This is a genomic window from Phytobacter sp. MRY16-398, assembly GCF_003925915.1.
Taxonomy (GTDB): domain Bacteria; phylum Pseudomonadota; class Gammaproteobacteria; order Enterobacterales; family Enterobacteriaceae; genus Phytobacter; species Phytobacter diazotrophicus.
In genome coordinates this window covers 3,813,118-3,831,496 of sequence record NZ_AP018756.1, presented here as the reverse complement: position 1 = coordinate 3,831,496, position 18,379 = coordinate 3,813,118, and the positions used below count along the sequence as shown (strand labels likewise).

The 18,379-nt window shown below is 52.6% G+C and carries 19 protein-coding genes; 18 read left to right on the top strand and 1 reads right to left on the bottom strand.

The features are described from left to right. Positions 1-107: 107 nt before the first annotated feature. Genes MRY16398_RS18895 through MRY16398_RS18875 form a run of 5 tightly spaced genes read left to right on the top strand, consistent with a single transcriptional unit; the run spans position 108 to position 6,401 of the window. The gene (locus MRY16398_RS18895) at positions 108-1,742 is read left to right on the top strand and encodes a TIGR04028 family ABC transporter substrate-binding protein (protein WP_125124999.1); all 1,635 of its coding nucleotides are present in this window, start codon (positions 108-110) and stop codon (positions 1,740-1,742) included. Between the two features lie 54 nt (positions 1,743-1,796). Next, positions 1,797-2,741 carry an ABC transporter permease gene (locus tag MRY16398_RS18890; RefSeq protein ID WP_125124998.1) on the top strand — a complete coding sequence of 315 codons (945 nt, stop codon included), beginning with the start codon at positions 1,797-1,799 and terminating at the stop codon, positions 2,739-2,741. Continuing rightward, positions 2,738-3,598: an ABC transporter permease gene (locus MRY16398_RS18885; RefSeq protein ID WP_107223030.1), complete on the top strand. Its 861-nt coding sequence runs from the start codon at positions 2,738-2,740 to the stop codon at positions 3,596-3,598. Before MRY16398_RS18890 ends, MRY16398_RS18885 begins: the two co-directional genes overlap by 4 nt. Continuing rightward, the gene (locus MRY16398_RS18880) at positions 3,595-5,250 is read left to right on the top strand and encodes a dipeptide ABC transporter ATP-binding protein (protein WP_125124997.1); all 1,656 of its coding nucleotides are present in this window, start codon (positions 3,595-3,597) and stop codon (positions 5,248-5,250) included. Before MRY16398_RS18885 ends, MRY16398_RS18880 begins: the two co-directional genes overlap by 4 nt. Further along, on the top strand, positions 5,247-6,401 hold the full coding sequence (locus MRY16398_RS18875) for an alkylhydroperoxidase domain protein (protein ID WP_103245721.1): 1,155 nt from the start codon (positions 5,247-5,249) through the stop codon (positions 6,399-6,401). Before MRY16398_RS18880 ends, MRY16398_RS18875 begins: the two co-directional genes overlap by 4 nt. 4 nt (positions 6,402-6,405) lie before the next feature. Here the strand turns inward: MRY16398_RS18875 and MRY16398_RS18870 are convergent, their stop codons facing one another. Beyond that, the gene (locus MRY16398_RS18870; protein ID WP_103245720.1) at positions 6,406-6,666 is read right to left on the bottom strand and encodes a hypothetical protein; all 261 of its coding nucleotides are present in this window, start codon (positions 6,664-6,666) and stop codon (positions 6,406-6,408) included. On the opposite strand from MRY16398_RS18870, the gene MRY16398_RS18865 reads away from it, so the two are divergent. The 13 genes from MRY16398_RS18865 to MRY16398_RS18805 all read left to right on the top strand — a co-directional run bounded on the left by MRY16398_RS18865 (position 6,656) and on the right by MRY16398_RS18805 (position 18,242). Then, complete coding sequence (locus MRY16398_RS18865; protein WP_039078770.1) at positions 6,656-7,396, top strand: amino acid ABC transporter ATP-binding protein; 741 nt, start codon at positions 6,656-6,658, stop codon at positions 7,394-7,396. The genes MRY16398_RS18870 and MRY16398_RS18865 overlap by 11 nt on opposite strands. A 10-nt stretch (positions 7,397-7,406) precedes the next feature. After that, positions 7,407-8,105, top strand: coding sequence for an ABC transporter permease subunit (locus MRY16398_RS18860; protein WP_071194657.1), 699 nt, complete (start codon positions 7,407-7,409; stop codon positions 8,103-8,105). A gap of 9 nt (positions 8,106-8,114) precedes the next feature. After that, positions 8,115-8,870 (top strand): amino acid ABC transporter permease, encoded by a 756-nt coding sequence (locus MRY16398_RS18855; RefSeq protein ID WP_071194656.1) that lies wholly within the window; start codon positions 8,115-8,117, stop codon positions 8,868-8,870. Continuing rightward, entirely contained in the window at positions 8,857-9,702 is an 846-nt protein-coding gene (locus tag MRY16398_RS18850; protein WP_039078635.1) for a transporter substrate-binding domain-containing protein, read from the top strand. The genes MRY16398_RS18855 and MRY16398_RS18850 overlap by 14 nt, the downstream gene beginning before the upstream one ends. Before the next feature lie 23 nt (positions 9,703-9,725). Next, the gene (locus MRY16398_RS18845; RefSeq protein ID WP_071194655.1) at positions 9,726-10,247 is read left to right on the top strand and encodes an L-2-amino-thiazoline-4-carboxylic acid hydrolase; all 522 of its coding nucleotides are present in this window, start codon (positions 9,726-9,728) and stop codon (positions 10,245-10,247) included. Continuing rightward, positions 10,247-10,999 (top strand): VOC family protein, encoded by a 753-nt coding sequence (locus tag MRY16398_RS18840; RefSeq protein ID WP_071194654.1) that lies wholly within the window; start codon positions 10,247-10,249, stop codon positions 10,997-10,999. The genes MRY16398_RS18845 and MRY16398_RS18840 overlap by 1 nt, the downstream gene beginning before the upstream one ends. Positions 11,000-11,012: 13 nt before the next feature. Continuing rightward, a complete protein-coding gene (locus tag MRY16398_RS18835) occupies positions 11,013-11,816 on the top strand; it encodes a pyrroline-5-carboxylate reductase family protein (RefSeq protein WP_039078637.1) in 804 nt (267 codons plus the stop codon). Positions 11,817-11,837: 21 nt separating this feature from the next. Further along, the gene (locus MRY16398_RS18830; RefSeq protein ID WP_083381223.1) at positions 11,838-12,725 is read left to right on the top strand and encodes an alpha/beta fold hydrolase; all 888 of its coding nucleotides are present in this window, start codon (positions 11,838-11,840) and stop codon (positions 12,723-12,725) included. Positions 12,726-12,877: 152 nt separating this feature from the next. After that, entirely contained in the window at positions 12,878-13,696 is an 819-nt protein-coding gene (locus MRY16398_RS18825; RefSeq protein WP_071194653.1) for a hypothetical protein, read from the top strand. A gap of 159 nt (positions 13,697-13,855) precedes the next feature. Further along, on the top strand, positions 13,856-14,629 hold the full coding sequence (locus tag MRY16398_RS18820) for a DUF3750 domain-containing protein (RefSeq protein WP_103245719.1): 774 nt from the start codon (positions 13,856-13,858) through the stop codon (positions 14,627-14,629). 934 nt (positions 14,630-15,563) lie between these two features. Then, positions 15,564-16,412 (top strand): peptidoglycan-binding protein, encoded by an 849-nt coding sequence (locus MRY16398_RS18815; protein WP_172600674.1) that lies wholly within the window; start codon positions 15,564-15,566, stop codon positions 16,410-16,412. Then, positions 16,366-16,896, top strand: coding sequence for a hypothetical protein (locus MRY16398_RS18810; RefSeq protein WP_125124995.1), 531 nt, complete (start codon positions 16,366-16,368; stop codon positions 16,894-16,896). Before MRY16398_RS18815 ends, MRY16398_RS18810 begins: the two co-directional genes overlap by 47 nt. Positions 16,897-17,348: 452 nt before the next feature. Then, positions 17,349-18,242: a LysR family transcriptional regulator gene (locus MRY16398_RS18805; RefSeq protein ID WP_108701657.1), complete on the top strand. Its 894-nt coding sequence runs from the start codon at positions 17,349-17,351 to the stop codon at positions 18,240-18,242. Positions 18,243-18,379: the final 137 nt, after the last annotated feature.

Genomic DNA, 18,379 nt, shown 5'->3' with positions numbered 1-18,379 from the left:
ATCGCTGTGAAAATATCAAATCAGGTTTCGGACGGCTAGCCGCCTGTATGGGGGCATCCGGCCGCGCTCAGCACGACGCTTAAACGATAACTACAGGAAAAATAACAATGTCGATTTTGCTCTCCACATACCGATTTCGCCTTTTTGCCACGATGGCCCTGGCAGGGATCAGCGCCGCTTCAGTGGCCGCAGAAAACGCGCCCAAAAACGGCGGCACGCTAATCTATCTGGAACAACAGGCGCACACTAACCTCTATCCGCCTGCGGGCGGGTTTTACCCTAACGGCGGAATCCTCAACCAGATAACCGACAAGCTGACCTGGCAAAACCCGAAAACCCTGCAAATTGAACCGTGGATTGCGCAATCCTGGACCACCAACGCGGATTACACCGAGTACACCTTTAAACTTCGTCCTGGCGTCACCTTTTCGGACGGCACTCCGCTTGATGCCAACGCCGTAGCGAAAAATTTCGATACCTATGGTCTGGGCAATAAAGCCCTCAACCAGCCGGTGTCCGAGGTCATCAACAACTACCTGAAAAGCGAAGTGATCGATCCGCTAACGGTGAAGTTCTTTTTCAAATCTCCGTCGCCGGGTTTCCTGCAGGGCACCTCTGCCATTGGCTCCGGACTGGTCTCGCTCTCGACCCTGGAGAAAAACTTTAACCAGCTCGGCAGCGCGCGCAGCATTATTGGATCCGGTCCGTTTGTGGTGGAGAGCGACCGTCCGGGCCGCGAAGTGAAACTGGTGGCGCGTAAGGACTATAACTGGGCGCCGCCGAGTTTTGCCCATCAGGGGCGTCCTTATCTGGACGGCATTAACGTGCTGGTGACGCCGGAAGATAGCGTCCGTATTGGCGCGTTACTCTCCGGCCAGGCCGATGCGATTCGCCAGATTCAGGCCTACGACGAGAAGCGCGTCTCCGACAAAGGCTTTGCCGTTTATGCCTCCCCGACGCGTGGGGTGAACAACAGTATTAACTTCCGCCCTGATAACCCGCTGGTGGCGGATCAAAAGGTGCGTGAGGCGCTGCTGCATGCCACCAATACCAAAGAGATTGTCCAGACGCTCTTCTCCGCAAATTATCCGCAGGCCACATCAGTATTAGCCAAAACGGCGGTGGGCTATGTGGATCTTTCCGACAAGCTGAAATTTGACCCGGCCCAGGCGGCGCGTCTGCTCGATGAGGCAGGCTGGAAAAGCGGCCCGGACGGCGTGCGACAGAAAGACGGGCAATCCCTGACGCTGACGGCGTACGAATCGCCGCCACAGCCGCAGAACAAAGAGACACTGCAACTGGTGGCGCAGCAGTGGGCCAAAGTGGGCGTCAAACTCAACGTCCTGGCGGGGGATGCGGGCAGTAAAACCCTCGATAACCTTGACCCGGCTAAAACGGGCGTATATCCGAGCATGGTGGGCCGCGCGGATCCGGATGTCCTGAAAAGCCAGTACTTCCCGACGCTGCGCAATGTGCTGCTGCAGAAAGGGGGCGCCAGCGACAAAGTGAAGCAGTTTGAGGACGACCATCTGAACGCATTGCTCAGTGGTATCGCCTCCGCCACCTCACAGGATAAGCGTATTGCGCTGGTCAATGAGGTGCAGCAATACCTCATCGATAAAGCCTACGTCATCCCCATCTTTGAAGAGCCGCAGGTCTATGCCGGTGCGCCGTCCACCAAAGGGCTGAGCTTCGAAGCCGTAGGGCGCCCGAGTTTTTACAACACCTGGTTAGATAAATAACGCACGGGTTTCCCCTCGTCAGCGGGCGAGGGGCACCGTGAAAGAGGACAAGCCATGGGCAGATATCTGACGGTACGTTTTGGTCAGGCGCTGATAGTGTTATGGGCCGCCTTTACGCTCTCATTTGTGCTGTTACAGGCACTCCCGGGCGACGCAATATTGATCAAGTTCCAGAATCCGGATCTCGGGCTGAGCGCCGATCAAATTGCCCAGTTGCGCCTGAGCTATGGTGCTGATACACCGGTGCTGACGCAATATGTCCACGCCGTGGTCAGCCTGTTACATGGGGATTTCGGCCTTTCCGTCCAGACCGGCGTACCGGTCAGTGATTTACTAAGTGAGAATCTTCCTTCCACGCTCCTGCTGGCGCTGTTAGGGCTGATCGTCGCCACGATCCTGGCCTTTGTGCTGGCGGCACTCTCATTTCTGTCGCCGTTTAGCGGGCTGCGTGAGGCGCTGCAATCGCTGCCATCACTGTTTATTTCGGTGCCGACTTTCTGGCTCGGTATCGTGTTAATCCAGATTTTTTCTTTCCAGTTGGGGTGGATCCCGGTTATTAACCCAGGCCCATGGCAGGGCCTGATCCTGCCCACATTGACGCTGGCGTTACCGATTTCCGCGCCGCTGGCGCAAATTTTGATGCGCAGTATTGACCAGGTACAAACCCAGCCGTTTGTCGCCGTGGCACGCGCGAAAGGGGCCAGCCGGGCGGGGGTATTGTGGCGCCATGTGTTGGGCAATGCGCTGTTGCCCACGCTGACCGTGGCGGGGCTGTTATTGGGCGAACTTATCGCCGGCGCGTTGATAACCGAAACCGTATTTGGTCGCAGTGGCCTGGGGCAACTCACCCAGGAAGCGGTCAACACCCAGGACAGTAGCGTGTTACAGGCCATCGTGGTGATTTCCGCCAGCGCTTTTGTGGTGATTAACCTCGCCATCGATCTGCTGTATCCCTTGCTCGATCCCCGCCTGAAAAACAGTACAGGAGTCACCTCATGACGGTCGTTCCTCAGGGGAAGCTCAGCTTCCCGTCATTATATAAACGCGCTCGCGTGCCCCGTATGACGCTGCGTCCGGGCTTGCTTGCCGCCTGGTTGGTTTTGCTGACGGTTGTGCTTTGGGCGCTGTTTCCCGCCTGGTTCACCCATTTCAGCCCGACAGACGGCGTGGCGGGCGCACAGCGTCTTGCCCCCGGCAATGGCTATCTGCTTGGCACCGACCAGTTGGGCCGCGACCTGTATACCCGCATTGTCTATGGTGCCGTGCATTCACTTTCCGGCGCGCTTATTGCGGTTGGTCTTGGGCTGGCGCTCGGTAGCCTGCTGGGGTTATTGGCCGGGGCGATTGGGGGCTGGTTCGATAGCCTGATCATGCGCGTTATCGATATTCTGCTCGCTATTCCCGGGCTGCTGCTGGCGCTGAGCGTCATCATTCTGCTGGGCTTCGGCACGGTGAATGCCGCCATCGCGGTGGGGATCACCTCGATTGCCAGTTTTACGCGGCTGGTGCGGGGTGAAACTCTGCGCGTGCGCCACAGCGATTTCGTCGAAGCGGCATGGGGCAGCGGCGGCACTTTTTTCAGTGTTCTATTACGCCATATCGTGCCTAACGCCCTGAGTACCGTCTTTGCCTTTGCCGCCCTGCAATTCGGCAGCGCGATTCTGGCTATTTCCACCCTCAGTTTCCTGGGGTATGGCGCACCGCCGCCCACGCCAGAGTGGGGATTGCTGATCGCCGAAGGCCGGAATTACCTTTCAACGGCCTGGTGGCTGACTGCCTTCCCGGGGATTGTCGTCGTGCTGGTGGTGCTGGCGGCCAACCGTGTCAGCCAGTCATTACGCAGGGGGCAATCATGAGCCTGAACCTGAGTCTGCAACAGAGCAGCGCCACCGTACCGGTACTGGAGCTGGAGGATGTCACCATCCGTTACCGCACCGCCGAAGGCGATCGCACGGTGGTTGAAGGGGTGTCATTTCAGATCAATCCCGGTGAAGTGGTGGCGCTGGTAGGGGAGTCCGGTTCCGGCAAGACCACCACGGCACAGGCGGTCATTGGCTTGCTCAGTGAAAACGGTCGCCTGACCCGGGGGACGATTCGCCTGAACGGCACCGATATCAGCCGCTGGTCGCAAAAGCAACTGGACGGCATTCGCGGTGCGCGTATCAGTCTGATTCCCCAGGATCCCACCAGCTCGCTCAATCCGGTCAAAACCATCGGCGCGCAGGTTGATGAGATCCTGCGTTTGCACCAGCGCGCGCCTCGTCAGGTTATTCGCCAGCAAACTCTGGCGCTCCTGGCCCGCGTTGGGCTGACGCAACCCGAGGTACGTGCGCAGCAATATCCGTATCAGCTTTCGGGTGGTATGAAGCAGCGGGTCTTGATCGCCATTGCCATTGCATTGAAACCTGCGCTGATTGTTGCCGATGAGCCGACCAGCGCACTGGACGTGACGGTACAAAAGCGCGTGCTCGATTTACTGGATGAACTGCGGCGTGAAAGTGGCACGGCTGTGCTGTTTGTGACCCATGATTTAGGCGTGGCGGCAGAACGCGCCGACAGGCTGGTGGTCTTCCAGCGTGGACATGTGCAGGAGCAAGGCCCCATTCAGGCGGTGTTGCAGGCACCCCGCAGCCAGTATGCGAGAGCGCTGCTGGCGGATGTGCCGTCGCTCAATCCCACGCCGCGCGCGCCACGGACAAGCGGCGGTGACACAGTGATTCGGGTGGATAATCTGGTCCAGACCTATCCGCTCTCCACCGACAACAAAACGCTGTTCCGTGCGGTGGATAATTTGTCGTTTAGCGTTGAACGCGGCACCACACATGCCATCGTGGGGGAGTCGGGGTCGGGGAAAACCACAACGGCGCGCAGCCTGCTTGGCTTTCATCGCCCCACCAGCGGACAGATTCTGATCGAGGGGACAGACATCACCCGCCTGAAAGGAGAGCCGCTGCGTCAGTTCCGGCAAAAAATTCAACTGGTCTATCAGAACCCGTTCAGTTCACTCGATCCAGCGCAGCGTCTGTTCGACATTGTGGAGGAGCCTCTGCGCAACTTTGGCCGCTTCGATCGGGCAACGCGCGCGCAGAAAGTCCATGAGATGTTTGAACGCGTGGCGCTACCGCACGAGCTACTGACCCGTAAACCGCATGAACTCTCCGGTGGCCAGCGCCAGCGCGTGGCCATTGCGCGAGCGCTCATTCTGGAACCCCAGGTGCTGGTACTCGACGAAGCGGTTTCCGCCCTTGATGTGACGGTACAGGCGCAAATCCTGCGCCTGCTCGATACGCTTCAGCGCGAGCTCGGCCTGACCTATCTGTTTATCTCCCACGACCTCTCCGTGGTGCGGCAAATTGCCGACACCGTGAGCGTGCTCCACCACGGAAAGCAGGTGGAGTCCGGCCCGGTAGAACACATTTTTAGCCACTCCCGTGATCCTTACACGCGGGAGCTGATCGACGCCATTCCCGGCATGACGCACCGTACTCAACAACAGGAGATTTTATGACGTTGCATGACCCTTTGATTCCGGAAAAAGAGACGGCGTTACACGCTCACGACCTGCTCGACAGCCTGGCCGGGATTGCGCCGGACAGTGAACTGGCCGCCGCTCGCCAGACGCGGGAAGCGGCAACGCGCCATACTCAGGGTAGCTATGAGGCACTTTTTTCCGCCCGGGCTGTACAGGGAAAGCTGACGCTCGCCGTGCGATTCTGGCTGGCGGCGCAGATTAGCAACTGGCTGCGGGACAGCGTACTGCGCCGCTATTACGAGCAACGCGGCAAAGACGTTACTGTCCCGAACGTGACCCCGGCGCTGAACGCGGCGCTGGCCCATGCCAGGACACTCACGCTACATCCCGTAAGCGCGCAGGCGGCTGACTTACAGACCTTGCTGAACGCCGGATGGTCAGAGGACGATATTGTGACCCTGTCGCAATTAACCGCCTTTATCAGTTTCCAGAGCCGCTTATTGCGCGGCTATCGTCTACTGACAGGCCATGAGGTGGACATCCCACAGCCACAAGCCGTAACGGCAGGGGAGTGGCATACGCATCCACAGACGCTTACGGGCAAACGGACGCCGGTTGCCTTTACCCAGGCGGAGCTCGGCTGGGAGCCGTGGATTGCGGCAAAAGCGCTGCCTGATTTTAACGCCGACGAGCAGGCGACCCTGGCCCGTTTCGGCCATAGCGAGTCGGACTATTTCCGTCTGCTGGGGCGTAATCTTCCCGTGCTTGAGCAGCGCACGCTGACGGATAAAGGGATTTTCTATACCGCGTCGGGATTGCCGCGCGCCGAGCGCGAACTGGCGGCAACTGTCGCCAGTAAGGTCAACGGCTGCATTTATTGCGCCTCGGTACATGCCCGTAAAGCAAGCCAGCTTTCTAAACAGCAGGAAGCGGTGCAACGTCTGTTGGATATCGCCCCCGGTGGCGATTTGGCACAAGGGCAGTCGCCACGCTGGCAGGCGCAGATCAATTTCGTTGCACGTCTCTCCAGCACGCCCGCACAGGCCAGCGCGCAGGATGTGGCGCAACTGCGTGAACAGGGGCTGAGTACCCTGGAGATTGTGGATCTTGTGCAATCAGCCGCGTTTTTCGCATGGGCCAATCGCCTGATGCTGACGCTTGGCGAACCTTACTGGCCGCAGGCGTGAGCCGTTAAAGAGAATATAAAGGATGATCCGCGACGATAAAGAGCGGATCATCCTTTCCCCCACCTTTATTTCCCGTTAATAGTTTAAATAGGTCAATTTCCGCAAATACTCCCATTTCGGAAATGTGTTTTTCAACTTTGCATATGTATTTTTCTTGTTTGTCTTTATAGACCCACCGGCAATATAGTTTTTGTAAAGAAATAGATGCCGCCGTTGTGCATTTATCAGGGATAGCCCGCTGCGAAAATATAATGATGATTGCCATTGAGAAAATCAGTAAAAGTTTTACTGGCGAAAAAATACTAAAAGAGGTTTCGCTTTCCATTAACGCAGGGGAAATTATCTGCATTATTGGCCCAAGCGGCTCGGGTAAAACGACACTGTTGCGCACGCTGAATTTTCTGGAACCCGCCGACAGCGGACAAATAAAAATTGACGACGCCATTGTTGATTGCGCCAAAGCAGGAAAAAAGGAGATTGAAAAAATACGCGCGAAAACTGCGATGGTCTTTCAATCCTGGAATCTGTTTCATAATCTCACCGCCTTGCAAAATATTACCGAAGGCTTGATCTATGCGCAAAAGCGCCCGCGTCAGGAGGCGGTCGCGACGGCTGAACGCCTGCTAAAACAGGTCGGATTGTTACATAAAAAAGATCACTATCCGAACAGCCTTTCTGGCGGGCAAAAACAGCGTATTGGCATTGCCCGTGCGCTGGCGATTAACCCGGCGGTGCTATTGCTGGATGAACCCACATCGGCGCTGGATCCGGAGAAAGTCGGCGAGGTTCTGACACTCATTCAGGAGATTGCCGCGAACGGGCAAACGATGATTATCGTAACTCATGAAATGGAATTCGCCCGCCAGGTCGCTTCCAGAGTGGTGTTTATGGAAAACGGCGAAATCGTGGAGCAGGGGCCGCCGGAGCAGATTTTTGGCGCGGCGTTACACACGCGCACACAGGCGTTTCTTGCCCGACTCCGTTTCCACGCCTGAGGCTAATGTAATGAACCTACAACCGTTGTTGCGTTCCGACGATCTGCTATTGATTGTGCCGAAATTACTGGAAAACCTGCCGATCACCCTGGGGATCACGCTGGCCTCTTTGTTGCTCGGTCTGGCACTTGGTCTGGTCGCCACTGTCTTGCAGTTTAGTCGCTCATCGTTATTGAGATGGCTGGCAAAAGCATACACCGATGTGCTGCGCGGTGCGCCGCTGGCGCTGTTAATCCTGCTCTTTTTCTTCGGCGGGAAACTGATTCTCTCAGCGCTGGAACTTCCTGCGCTACTGATTAGCGATACGACTTTTGCCATCTTGTCTATTTCCGTCGGCATCAGCCCTTATTTTGCCGAAATGATGCGCTCGGCATGGAATGCCGTGGATATCGGACAAAAAGAGGCGATACGCAGTTTGAATATTCCCTGGCACATGGGTATTGCGCGCGTTATTTTTCCGCAGGGGCTCATTATCGCTATTCCCAATTTCGGCAACCTTCTAATCAATCTGGTGAAGATGACATCACTGGTAAACATTATTGGTATTGTCGATATTTTTGGTCGAGCACAAAAAATCTCGCAAAACAGTTATGGTGCAAAGCAGGTTGCGGCGTTTATTAGCGTCATTCTCATCTACTGGTTGCTTAACATGATTATCTTTTATCTCACAAATCGTATTGAGAAAAAGTATCAATATTTACTGGAGTAAAAGACGACTATGTTTAGCCTCGATTTTATGCGGGATAATTTCACGTTTATATTAAGCGCGCTACCGGTCACGTTACTGATCACTTTTTTATCGTTAATATTTTCAACGTTATTAGGCGGTGTTTTTGCCTGGGTGATGATTGGCAATGTGCCGTACGTGAAATATCTGGTGCAGGTGTTTATCTCTTTCGGGCGCTCTATCCCCATGCTGGTAATGCTCTATTTTGTCTTTTATGTCTGGCCGTGGATTGCCAGCGGGCTTTGGGGCGGGCCGCAGGATACGCCGTTTAGTTACAAACTCTCACCGCTGGTGGCCGCCGTAACTGCTTTTTCCGTGGTGTTTAGCGCCTACTTTACCGAGACTTTTCGCTCCGCGTGGAATGCCGTGGAAAAAGGGCAACGCGAGGCCGCATGGTCGATAGGGCTGAGCGGCTTTACCCAGTTTCGACGCATCATTTTTCCGCAGGCGGCGGTATCCGCGCTACCCAACTACACCAGCGTCCTGATTGATCTGATCAAGGATACGTCACTGGTTTACACCATTACGGTGGTGGATGTGATGGCAAAGGCGAATATCGCCGCAGCGCGCGGTTTTCATTATGTGGAGGCCTATTGCATCGTTCTGCTTATTTATATTGCGCTCTGTCTGGTCCTTACCTGGATATTGCGACATATCGAGGTGTATCTCAGTAACCGGTGGAAAAGCCATGCACGTAAAGTGGTTCCATCTCACTCATTTTGGGGAAAGAAATATGTTCAAAAATAAGCTGTTGTTGGTAAGTTCACTGCTCCTGGCAATGAATATCACGGTGGCGCAAGCGGTCGAAAAAAGCCCTGATGCGCAAACTGTTGAAGTGGTGGTGAATGCAAACGGGTTCCCGTTTAGCTTTGTAGACGATAACAATAATATTACCGGTTACGACGGTGAGTTATTAAAAATCATTGATCAGAAGCTCACCGACTATAAGTTCCATTTTAATGCGGTCTCCCGCGATGCGATGATTGTCGGTCTGTCCACCGGCGCATACACCCTTGCGGCTGACCATTTTTATCTGACAAAAGAGCGTGCGGCGCAATACGCTTACTCCGGCCAGCCTTCGGGCATCAGCGACCTGCGTTTAATTGTGCGTAACAATGAAAACGACATTCATACGCTGGCCGATCTGGCGAGCGGCAAGAAGAAACTGGTGCCGATTCATACATCCGATGCGCGTTATACCGTGATTGATAACTACAACAAAAAGCACCCAGGCCAACAAATCAATCTGCAGCCGAACGGTGAGCAGTCTGCGGCGGACATTTTCAAAGCCGTTGCTTCTGGTGAATATGATGCGGCTATCTATCCGATTGGCGCCTTACTGGCGTTAAACAAAGCGCTGAATCTGAACCTGAAAGCCTCCGAGTCTGTCGGCCTGTTCCCTAACGTCTATCTCTACAAAAAGAGTGCTGACCCGAAACTGATCAAAGCCATCGACACGGAGCTGGAAGCCCTCAAAAAAGATGGCACGCTCGCCGCGTTGTCTCGCAAGTGGTATGACGAAGACGTTTACGGCCTGCCGGGTGCAGAGAACGTCAAAGTGAACACCGACTGGGAATAATCATTCAAGGGGAGTGCTGTCTGATGCGTACAAAACAGCCCGCTTCGGCGCATAACGCGCCGACCCTGGACGATGAGGTTACCCTGGCATTGCGTGCCATCACCGAAAAGCGCGCTGCCACGCTGGGTTATCTGCTTGATGAATCCCGACAACGCAGTCAACCCGATGATTATGCGCGTGACGCAATCCGCCGTTATGGGCGTGATATCGGGCATTCCGTGCGTGCGAAGATGCGTCATGGCAATGACTTGCAAGAATTTGCCACGGTATTTACCGGTGGGCTGGAATCGCAGGTTTACGAAATGGAGACCATTTCGGCTAGCCCGTCAGAGTTTATTGTTCTGTTCCACTATTGCCCTTACGTCAATTGCTGGCGTCAGCAGGGGCGAGATGCCCGGCAGATTGAGACGCTGTGTGATATCTGCATGGAAGGGGATCATGCGTTAACCGATGCGTTCGAGGGCATACAGTTAACGGTTGAAGCCGCGCTGGCGCGGGGTGATGCTGCCTGCCGCCTGCGTTTCTACCAGACTCAGGAGGCGTAATGACCACATTAAAATGGGACCATGCCGTGCAGTTTGTTAACCAGCCGCAAGAGGCCATCGCCATCTTTACGGGGCAGAGGCTCAACGCGCTTGCCGGTGGGCGTCACCCTGGCTGGGGAACCTGGAATGCACTCAGCTATTTTGGGCTGACCTATATTGAATTTCTCGCCATCGCTGATCAGGCTGAGCTGGCGTCGGCACAGACCGATTTTTTGCTCTCCCGCGATGCGGCGCACCTGTTGCCGGAAAACCAGGCGCTGCATCGGGTGGCGCTGCGCACGGATGATATTGACCAGACGCATGCGCAATTGCGCAGCAAAGGATTACAGGTCTCGCCGATAGTCGATGGCCAGCGTAACGACCCGCAGGGCAATGTGATTAGCTGGCGCATCTTCACCATCGATAGGGATTTTAACGGCCTGCCTTATCCCTTTATTTTGCAATGGGGTGAGGACGATAATGCCCGGCTGGCGCGACTACGTGCTCAGGGGCTCGACAGGCCACATCCCGCAGGCGAAGTGACATTACAGAGTGCCATTTTTGACGTGCAGGATCCGCAGGCTGTGCGAGCACACTGGCATAAGTTGTTCGGTTTCAACGAATTGCCGGAGGGGCTGGCGGTGGGCGAACAGCGCTTTATCTTTCGCCAGAGTACGGCTAATCGGTTAGTTGAACTGGTCTTTAACGTCTCTGACCCGGCGCTGAAAGGCCACCGTTTTCATGTAGGTAACGGCGAATATCGCTTTCAATAAGGAGAGGCGGCTCATGGCAAAAGTCCATTTTATTGGTGCCGGGCAAATGGCGGAGGCGATTATTCGTGCCTCTCTGGCGGCGGGAACACTCCGTTCGCAGGATATTTCGCTGGAGGATATCGACCCAAACCGTATTGCACTGCTCACTGAACGTTATGGTCTGGCGCCGGAGCGGCAGAACGGGCAACGGCTACACGAGGCTGCGCTGGTGGTACTTGGGATCCGCCCGCAGGATGATTTAGCAAGTGTCGCTGCGCGTATTCAGCCTCATCTTTCTGCCACAACGACGGTGGTCTCTCTGATTGCCGGGGTGACATTGCACCAACTGGAAGCGGCGTTGGGGACGGGAAAACCTATTGCCCGCGTTATCCCCAATACGCTTACCGACACCGGGTTTGGCTACAGCGGGGTGGTTCTGAATGCGCTGGCGAGCGCCGAACAGGTGGAACCTTTTCTCAACGGCTTTGGCAAGGTGCTCTATCTGCCGGAACGGCTTATCGATATCTTTACCGGCTTCGGTGTTGCCGGGCCGAACTACATTTATTACTTTATCGAGTCGTTTACCGATGCGGGCGTTCTGGCCGGTCTGTCGCGTGCGCAGGCAAGCGAAGTGGTGCTCGAAAATCTGCAGGGAGCGGTAGAGATGCTGCGCCGAAGCCAGAAACATCCAAGACAGCTTCTGGATATTAACAATTCGCCGGCAGGCGTCGGGATCCATGGGTTGTATGAGCTTAACAACAGCGATTTTGCCGCAGGCCTGCAACGCAGCGTGCTGGCGGCGGTGAAACGTACCCGAGAGCTGGGTGAGGCACATTAAACGTAATCAGGAGCGATCGCTATGAAGAAAAACAAAACATTAATCCTCGCCGGGCTGCTCTGCGTGATGGGGGCATTGAGCACATCTGCGACCTGGGCTGTTACGCCTAAATCCCCGATTGCCTGGGGGGATCGCTGGAAAAAATTACCGCGAACGCCTGCTCCTGTTGCCGCGCTGAAACCGGCGTATGCCAGCGTCAACGGTATACAACTCTATTACGCAACGACCGGAGAGGGGAAGCCGGTGGTATTACTCCACGGCGGTCTGGCTAATTCCGATTACTGGGGCCTGCAAGTCGCCGCGCTGGCAAAAGATCATAAGGTTATCGTGGTCGACAGTCGGGGACATGGGCGCAGTACGCGCGACGAACGGCCTTACAGCTACGACTTAATGAGTGATGATGTGGTGGCGTTGCTCGATCACCTGAATATTCAGAAAGCGGATATTGTCGGCTGGAGCGACGGGGGGATTATTGGTATCGATCTGGCTATTCGCCACCCCACACGAGTGAACCGTATTTTTTCCTTTGCCCCTAACACCAAAACCAGCGGTGTGAAACCGGATACCGAGAAGAACCCGGTCTTTGCCAGCTATATCGAGCGGGCGGGCAATGAGTATCGCAAGCTTTCCAAAACTCCGGACCAGTATGATGCTTTTGTCGATCAGATAAGCCATATGTGGGCAACGCAGCCCAACTGGAGCGATGAGGATCTTAAGAAAATCTCCAACCGGGTACTGATTGTCGACGGCGATCATGACGAAGCCATTGTGCGTGAGCACCTGGAATATATCGCCAATACGATCCCGAAAGCCGGATTGCTGATATTGCCGAACACCAGCCACTTCGCCTTTATTCAGGCACCGAAGGAGTTCAACGAGGCCATCCTGAACTTTATCGATTACAAGTGATATTCAGGCCGGGTAACCGGCCTTATTTTTTTCCCTTCTGAGTATGACCTTCCACTGCGGCCTGTTGAGCCCACTGAACAAAAAACTATGGTTTAACAAACCGTTGCCGATAACACTTTCACTGAAACTCTATCAACAGGGAAAAGGTATTAATGAATCTGGCAACCTTTCTTGGTAAACAGGTACTCGGCATATTGGCGGGTTACCAGCAGGACAATGTGGTTATTCATGTTTGTGGTGTTTTTATTCAGTCGGATAACAGCCTGCGGGTTTACTTCCCAAAAGGACATACGTTTTCGGCAGGGGATTTCGTTACCCTGCATCTGGATAACCGTTCGGGCGTTGATGAGTTCGATGCGGAAATCAGTGTATATCGCGCCTCGTATAAAGGCCGCGTTATTAGTCAGGAAGAAGACTGGGTGGTTGTCGCGCCACGGGAATGTCAGTTGATTCACGGAATGAGCGTCGTGCTTGAGATCCGGGAAGAGGGATATCAATTCCCGGCGGACAACAGGCCCGAACTGCCTGTGCCATTCACCACGCTGCGCAATATGCCTGAACCTGAATCAAAAGATGCGGTGAATAAAGTTGGCGTATTGATTACCATGGCCAACGAGCAGCCGCACACCACGGTGCTGGCGTTTTTATCGTCCGTCGATGATGATATTTTCCTCATTACCTTCCCGCAGATGTTCAAATCCAGGCTGCTAAAACGTAATCCACATTGTTTTTTTGCCATGGATGAACGTGCCCACTATACGTTTGAGCGGGCGATTGAATGGAACTACACCATTGTGGAAGGCGAGGCCTCTCTGGTGCCACCAGATAGCCCACTTTATGAGACCATTCGGGAAGCATTTATCCGCAAAAATCCCTGGGAAATGGGCTTCTTCCTGCAATCGGATGTTGAGATGTACCACATCAAACGTCGACAACTGGTGTGCTCAGGTTCAAGAGGAACGTTGCGCTAGTTTTGCGATGTTGTCATCGGGGTCTGAAAGCGCAAACACTTTCAGGCCTGTCCGGGGAAGAGATGGGCTTTTGCGTTATGTGCTAAGGGCGTTCTGCGGTACAAAAACGACGGTATACTCACCGGACGCGTCGATATTCCCTTCTGATAGCAGGGTGCCATGACCCCGATAAAAACGCTTTGTTTGTGTATTCTTTGCATCATTCTGCTCTCTCTTATTGCCAGTCTCGTTCAGGCGATGCACCAACGTGAATCGCGGGTGCAGGAAGGGTGGTGGGCCGCCAGGCGTGATTCTTCTGGCATGGCACCCGATGCCCGGCAAAATGCCCAACTGGCGATTGTTCAGGTTTATGCCGCGCCGACATGGGGCTGGAAAGGCGTGGTGGCCGTGCATCCATGGATTGTGTTTAAGCGTGCGGGTGACACGGAATACAACCGCTACGAGGTTGTCAGTTGGGGGGGCGGCGAAAAAGTGCGACGTAACCGCAACGCGCCGGATGGGTACTGGTACGGGGCGAAACCCCGCCTGCTTGTTGAACACCGTGGCGCGCAAGCCGAGGCGATGATCCCGCAGATTGAGGCGGCCATCGCCTCATACCCGTGGCCGGATACCTATCACGCCTGGCCCGGACCAAACAGCAATACGTTTGTTGCTCATATCGGACGTGCCGTGCCTGCTCTGAAACTGGATATGCCTGCTAATGCGGTGGGCAAAGATTTTCGCTCGCTGCGTAACCCCATCGGTTTACCCCCGTCCGGGCGCGGTATACAGGTGTCGCTGCTGGGTGTCGCGGGCATCACCCTGGGTGCCGAAGAGGGATTTGAGCTTAACGTCCTTGGCCTGAGCATGGGGCTGGATTTCACGCCGTTGCGGTTGCGGCTACCGTTTATTGGCGGGGTGGGGCGCGATAATCTGCAAAACAGTGAGCCGTGAGGCGCCAGGGACGCCAACAAACGTTGCCAGTCTCCAGCCTATCGCCAATTTTTACAGATCGACTTTAGAGTCATTTTCAAAGTGCTTCCTCCCGATAACCATTTGGGATTTTACAGTATTGATGTTTCCGAACGCGGCAATGATACAAGCCTCAAACAACAATCAATGGCAGAGGCTGCTCCGTTGTTTAATCATTAAGTAAAAACCAGAGAAAGTATCTACATCGGCATCATGTCGTCATGTTTTCCGTAAGTACTGTTAATGGCATGCCTTCCCTGTTTGAACGACTCGCAACAGCGCGGCGCCATCAATTACATGGAAATGGTATTGGACCTGGAAAGCAAGCGTGGACTAAGCCTTAGAGTAATAAGCGTTATGGATTTCACAGTGGAAAGCAGGGAAAAGAACCTTAATGCGGGTCTGGTAGAATTGATGGACTCTGATAAATGATTTTTTCAAGGACTCATAAAAACTGAGGTCCTCACACCAATCGTTTTCCTGCTTGCTAGTATCAAAATATCGAGAGGTTCTTCATACCGAAAGTCATTACAAGCACCAGACAATGCACGGAACAACTTGGCATATAGTAAATCCACTCGGTTTTTTAAATATTTATTGGGGGTGCAATATAGCATGTTTCTATTTGGGATAATTACGCATAAAACTATATCATAGCGTAACATATTGAGTATTGTGTGACATTTAAGTTAAGGTGAATCAAAGTTAAAGCTATAATATACAGTTTGGCTAATATTTATTTAAGGCATACTGTAAGAGCGCTTAAGTTATTTATTTTAAATACATTAAAATAAGACCTTTCTTAAAGTGGTGTTTTTTTCTTTTTTGATTCAGTGGTTTTTAGTTCTTTTTTAGCTTTTATAGGCATTATAATTCCTGGCCACGGATCATGGTTTTATTATATCGCGGAGGGTGTATGGAGATCACCGGTTCTGTAGGCATGGGTTGTGTGAATAATAGAAATGATGTTTTGGTAGTACAGGATGCATTAAAGAAAAAAGCATTTCCGGAGTTGGCTGTTGATGGAATCATAGGCCCGCAAACAATCTCGGCTATCAGAACGTTTCAACGCAAATTTTTGCGCCAGCCGGATGGAATCATTTCGGTTGGCGGAACTACTGCGCAGCATCTATTTTCTGGTACAGCTGATTCTGCGAATCTTCTTCCTGTAGATATGTCAGGTGGGCTGATTGTTAGTCAAGGGCAAGTCACTTTTGATGCCGAAGGTAATGATAACCCGGCAAGTATCTATTTTAGTCGTGTGCTACACTGGCCTGGTGGATTGTCAGGCGTTACAATTGGTAGAGGCTATGATATGAAAACCCGCAGTGAAGGGATTGTTTATGCCGATCTCATTCAGGCAGGTGTGTATAGACAGATGGCAACATTGATGTCAAAAGGTAGTACCCTGTCGGGAAACAATGCACGAAAATTCGTCCATGAAAATAAGACAATCTGTGGGGCGATAACCCGAAATATGCAAGTTAATTTATTTAATAATATTTACCCACAATACGTCAGCAGTGCACAGAGTTATTATAATAAGTATAAAGATGATACCTGTGTCTCGTGGAACGATATGAAAGACATTTTAAAAGAAATCATCATTGATATGCGTTTTCAGGGTGCATTGCGAGACGATGATATCGCCTTTTTTGGTCAAAATGATATTGATGTTGTTATCCAGCTTATTGAGTTGACGCCACGGATCCGTAAGTATGAGAATGGTCGTCATCGCGCAGATTATTTACGTAAAGGAATGTAGCATGAAGATGTTGTTTTTGTTCGTGGGTATTGCGTTCAGTTTTCCGGTCTTAGCCAATACAACTGCAACCAGACAGGATGCGCCTGTCATCGCTAAAGATATTGCGGCCTGCTACGGTACGCAGGGAGCAGGTATCTGCCTGCAATCTCTGGTGGATAAAGAAAAAATAAAATATAACTCGGCATGGCAGAGTCTCACGGACAGCTTAACCAATGTCGAGAATAAACAGCTATTGCTTAAAGAATTGACCGAAGGCAAACAGGCTTGGGAATCGGCATTACCGCATGACTGTCAGGCAAAAGGTTTGCTTAATGACAAAGATAGCCCGGCATTTAACGATGCTCTGTCCGAATGCCTGGCAATCGGTTATGCAGCTCGTACGGATTTCTATAACGGCTTTAATATTCTGGATGAGAGATCTCAGCAGAAAAAACTGCTGGAAAAAATTCTAAAAGAGAAACAAGAGAAGAAAGAGAATAAATAATAGAGAAACCGAAATGTGCGAGTATGCAGGCAATGAAAAAACTCGATCTTGCTATGTTAAGCTTAGTCCGACGGATTTTTCATTTCGTGCTTGAACTTGCCGAAGCGTTAGACGGATGCCACGCTTTTTCACTTATGAGAGTGATGGCACCGTTTAAACAGGAGTTAAATGAATTATTTGTTATCGATATGAACAGTCGAGTAATATGATGATTAATATCCTGCATTGTTCTTAATAATAGTGCTTCGTTTTCCTTTCTATATCTCAAACACTCATGATATAGCCTCATTTTAGAGGGCGCTTCCTGTTGATTAACACAATTGTTAGACAGGGGCTTCGTCTTATGCGTTATTTTTTTTATCTTTATCAATGAGATTTATACATATGTTTCCTCTGTGATGCGTAGTAGTATTGAATACGATTAAATAAAAGTATTTGGCAACGGGGCTGTGATGCTAAGAGATAATTTTAACGATCTGTTCTACTTTATCGTCGTTGCCCGTGAACGCAGTTTTACTCGAGCAGCAGCAAAATTGGGATTATCTCAATCGGCATTGAGCCATTCAATTCGTGGGCTTGAAGAGCGTCTGAAAATACGTCTGTTAACCCGTACTACCCGCAGCGTCGCGCCTACGCAAGCCGGTGAGTTTTTAATTAATAGTATTGCGCCACGCTTTGCGGATATAGAAAACGAATTGATCATGTTGAGCAACATGAGTGAGAACATTGCCGGGAATATCCGCATTACGCTCGGTGAGCATGCGCTGCAATCTACCGTCTGGCCCGCGCTGAAACCCTTTCTGCAGACCTATCCGGATGTGCATGTGGAACTGGTAATTGATAACACGCTGACCGACATCGTCAGCGGGCGTTTCGATGCGGGGGTACGTCTGGGCGAGCAGGTGGCCAGAGATATGGTCGCGGTGCGTATCGGGCCGGACTGGCGGATGGTGGTGGTGGGGTCGCCCGACTATTTTTCTCGCTACGGTAAGCCGCAAACGCCTCATGATTTGCAGAACCACAACTGCATCAATCTGCGCCTGCCGACTCTGGGAGGCTTATATGCCTGGGAGTTTTCAAAAAACGGTCAGCAACTCCGCGTCAAAGTCGAAGGGCAGCTTACGTTTACTAACCTGTCCTCCCGTCTTGATGCCGCTTTGTCTGGTATGGGGTTAGCCTTTGTCCCGGAAGATTGCGTCAAACAAGATATCGCTGATGGGAAGTTACTCACTGCCCTGGACGAATGGTGCGAACCCTTTCCGGGATATTACCTTTACTATCCCAGCCGCAGGCAGCATACCCCAGCCTTTGCCCGGTTAATTGAAACCTTGCGCTATCACCCGTAACCGGTGCGATGGGGAGACGCTTGCCGTCTACGGGTGTCGACCATAATCCCCGCTCTCAACATTGGATTGCCGCTTACACGCCGTTTAAAAATAGTTACAACATACTATTGTTTCGGGCTACCTCGCCATCCGTTGAC

Excerpts from the sequence above, each read along its gene's own strand:
- MRY16398_RS18830 (WP_083381223.1), top strand. The coding sequence starts at position 11,838 with ATGAAGAAAAACAAAACATTAATCCTCGCCGGGCTGCTCTGCGTGATG.
- MRY16398_RS18880 (WP_125124997.1), top strand. The coding sequence starts at position 3,595 with ATGAGCCTGAACCTGAGTCTGCAACAGAGCAGCGCCACCGTACCGGTA.
- MRY16398_RS18860 (WP_071194657.1), top strand. The coding sequence starts at position 7,407 with ATGAACCTACAACCGTTGTTGCGTTCCGACGATCTGCTATTGATTGTG.
- MRY16398_RS18825 (WP_071194653.1), top strand. The coding sequence starts at position 12,878 with ATGAATCTGGCAACCTTTCTTGGTAAACAGGTACTCGGCATATTGGCG.
- MRY16398_RS18885 (WP_107223030.1), top strand. The coding sequence starts at position 2,738 with ATGACGGTCGTTCCTCAGGGGAAGCTCAGCTTCCCGTCATTATATAAA.
- MRY16398_RS18835 (WP_039078637.1), top strand. The coding sequence starts at position 11,013 with ATGGCAAAAGTCCATTTTATTGGTGCCGGGCAAATGGCGGAGGCGATT.
- MRY16398_RS18850 (WP_039078635.1), top strand. The coding sequence starts at position 8,857 with ATGTTCAAAAATAAGCTGTTGTTGGTAAGTTCACTGCTCCTGGCAATG.
- MRY16398_RS18855 (WP_071194656.1), top strand. The coding sequence starts at position 8,115 with ATGTTTAGCCTCGATTTTATGCGGGATAATTTCACGTTTATATTAAGC.
- MRY16398_RS18865 (WP_039078770.1), top strand. The coding sequence starts at position 6,656 with ATGATTGCCATTGAGAAAATCAGTAAAAGTTTTACTGGCGAAAAAATA.
- MRY16398_RS18890 (WP_125124998.1), top strand. The coding sequence starts at position 1,797 with ATGGGCAGATATCTGACGGTACGTTTTGGTCAGGCGCTGATAGTGTTA.
- MRY16398_RS18840 (WP_071194654.1), top strand. The coding sequence starts at position 10,247 with ATGACCACATTAAAATGGGACCATGCCGTGCAGTTTGTTAACCAGCCG.
- MRY16398_RS18875 (WP_103245721.1), top strand. The coding sequence starts at position 5,247 with ATGACGTTGCATGACCCTTTGATTCCGGAAAAAGAGACGGCGTTACAC.
- MRY16398_RS18870 (WP_103245720.1), bottom strand. The coding sequence starts at position 6,666 with ATGGCAATCATCATTATATTTTCGCAGCGGGCTATCCCTGATAAATGC.
- MRY16398_RS18845 (WP_071194655.1), top strand. The coding sequence starts at position 9,726 with ATGCGTACAAAACAGCCCGCTTCGGCGCATAACGCGCCGACCCTGGAC.
- MRY16398_RS18810 (WP_125124995.1), top strand. The coding sequence starts at position 16,366 with ATGAGAATGGTCGTCATCGCGCAGATTATTTACGTAAAGGAATGTAGC.
- MRY16398_RS18805 (WP_108701657.1), top strand. The coding sequence starts at position 17,349 with ATGCTAAGAGATAATTTTAACGATCTGTTCTACTTTATCGTCGTTGCC.
- MRY16398_RS18895 (WP_125124999.1), top strand. The coding sequence starts at position 108 with ATGTCGATTTTGCTCTCCACATACCGATTTCGCCTTTTTGCCACGATG.
- MRY16398_RS18820 (WP_103245719.1), top strand. The coding sequence starts at position 13,856 with ATGACCCCGATAAAAACGCTTTGTTTGTGTATTCTTTGCATCATTCTG.
- MRY16398_RS18815 (WP_172600674.1), top strand. The coding sequence starts at position 15,564 with ATGGAGATCACCGGTTCTGTAGGCATGGGTTGTGTGAATAATAGAAAT.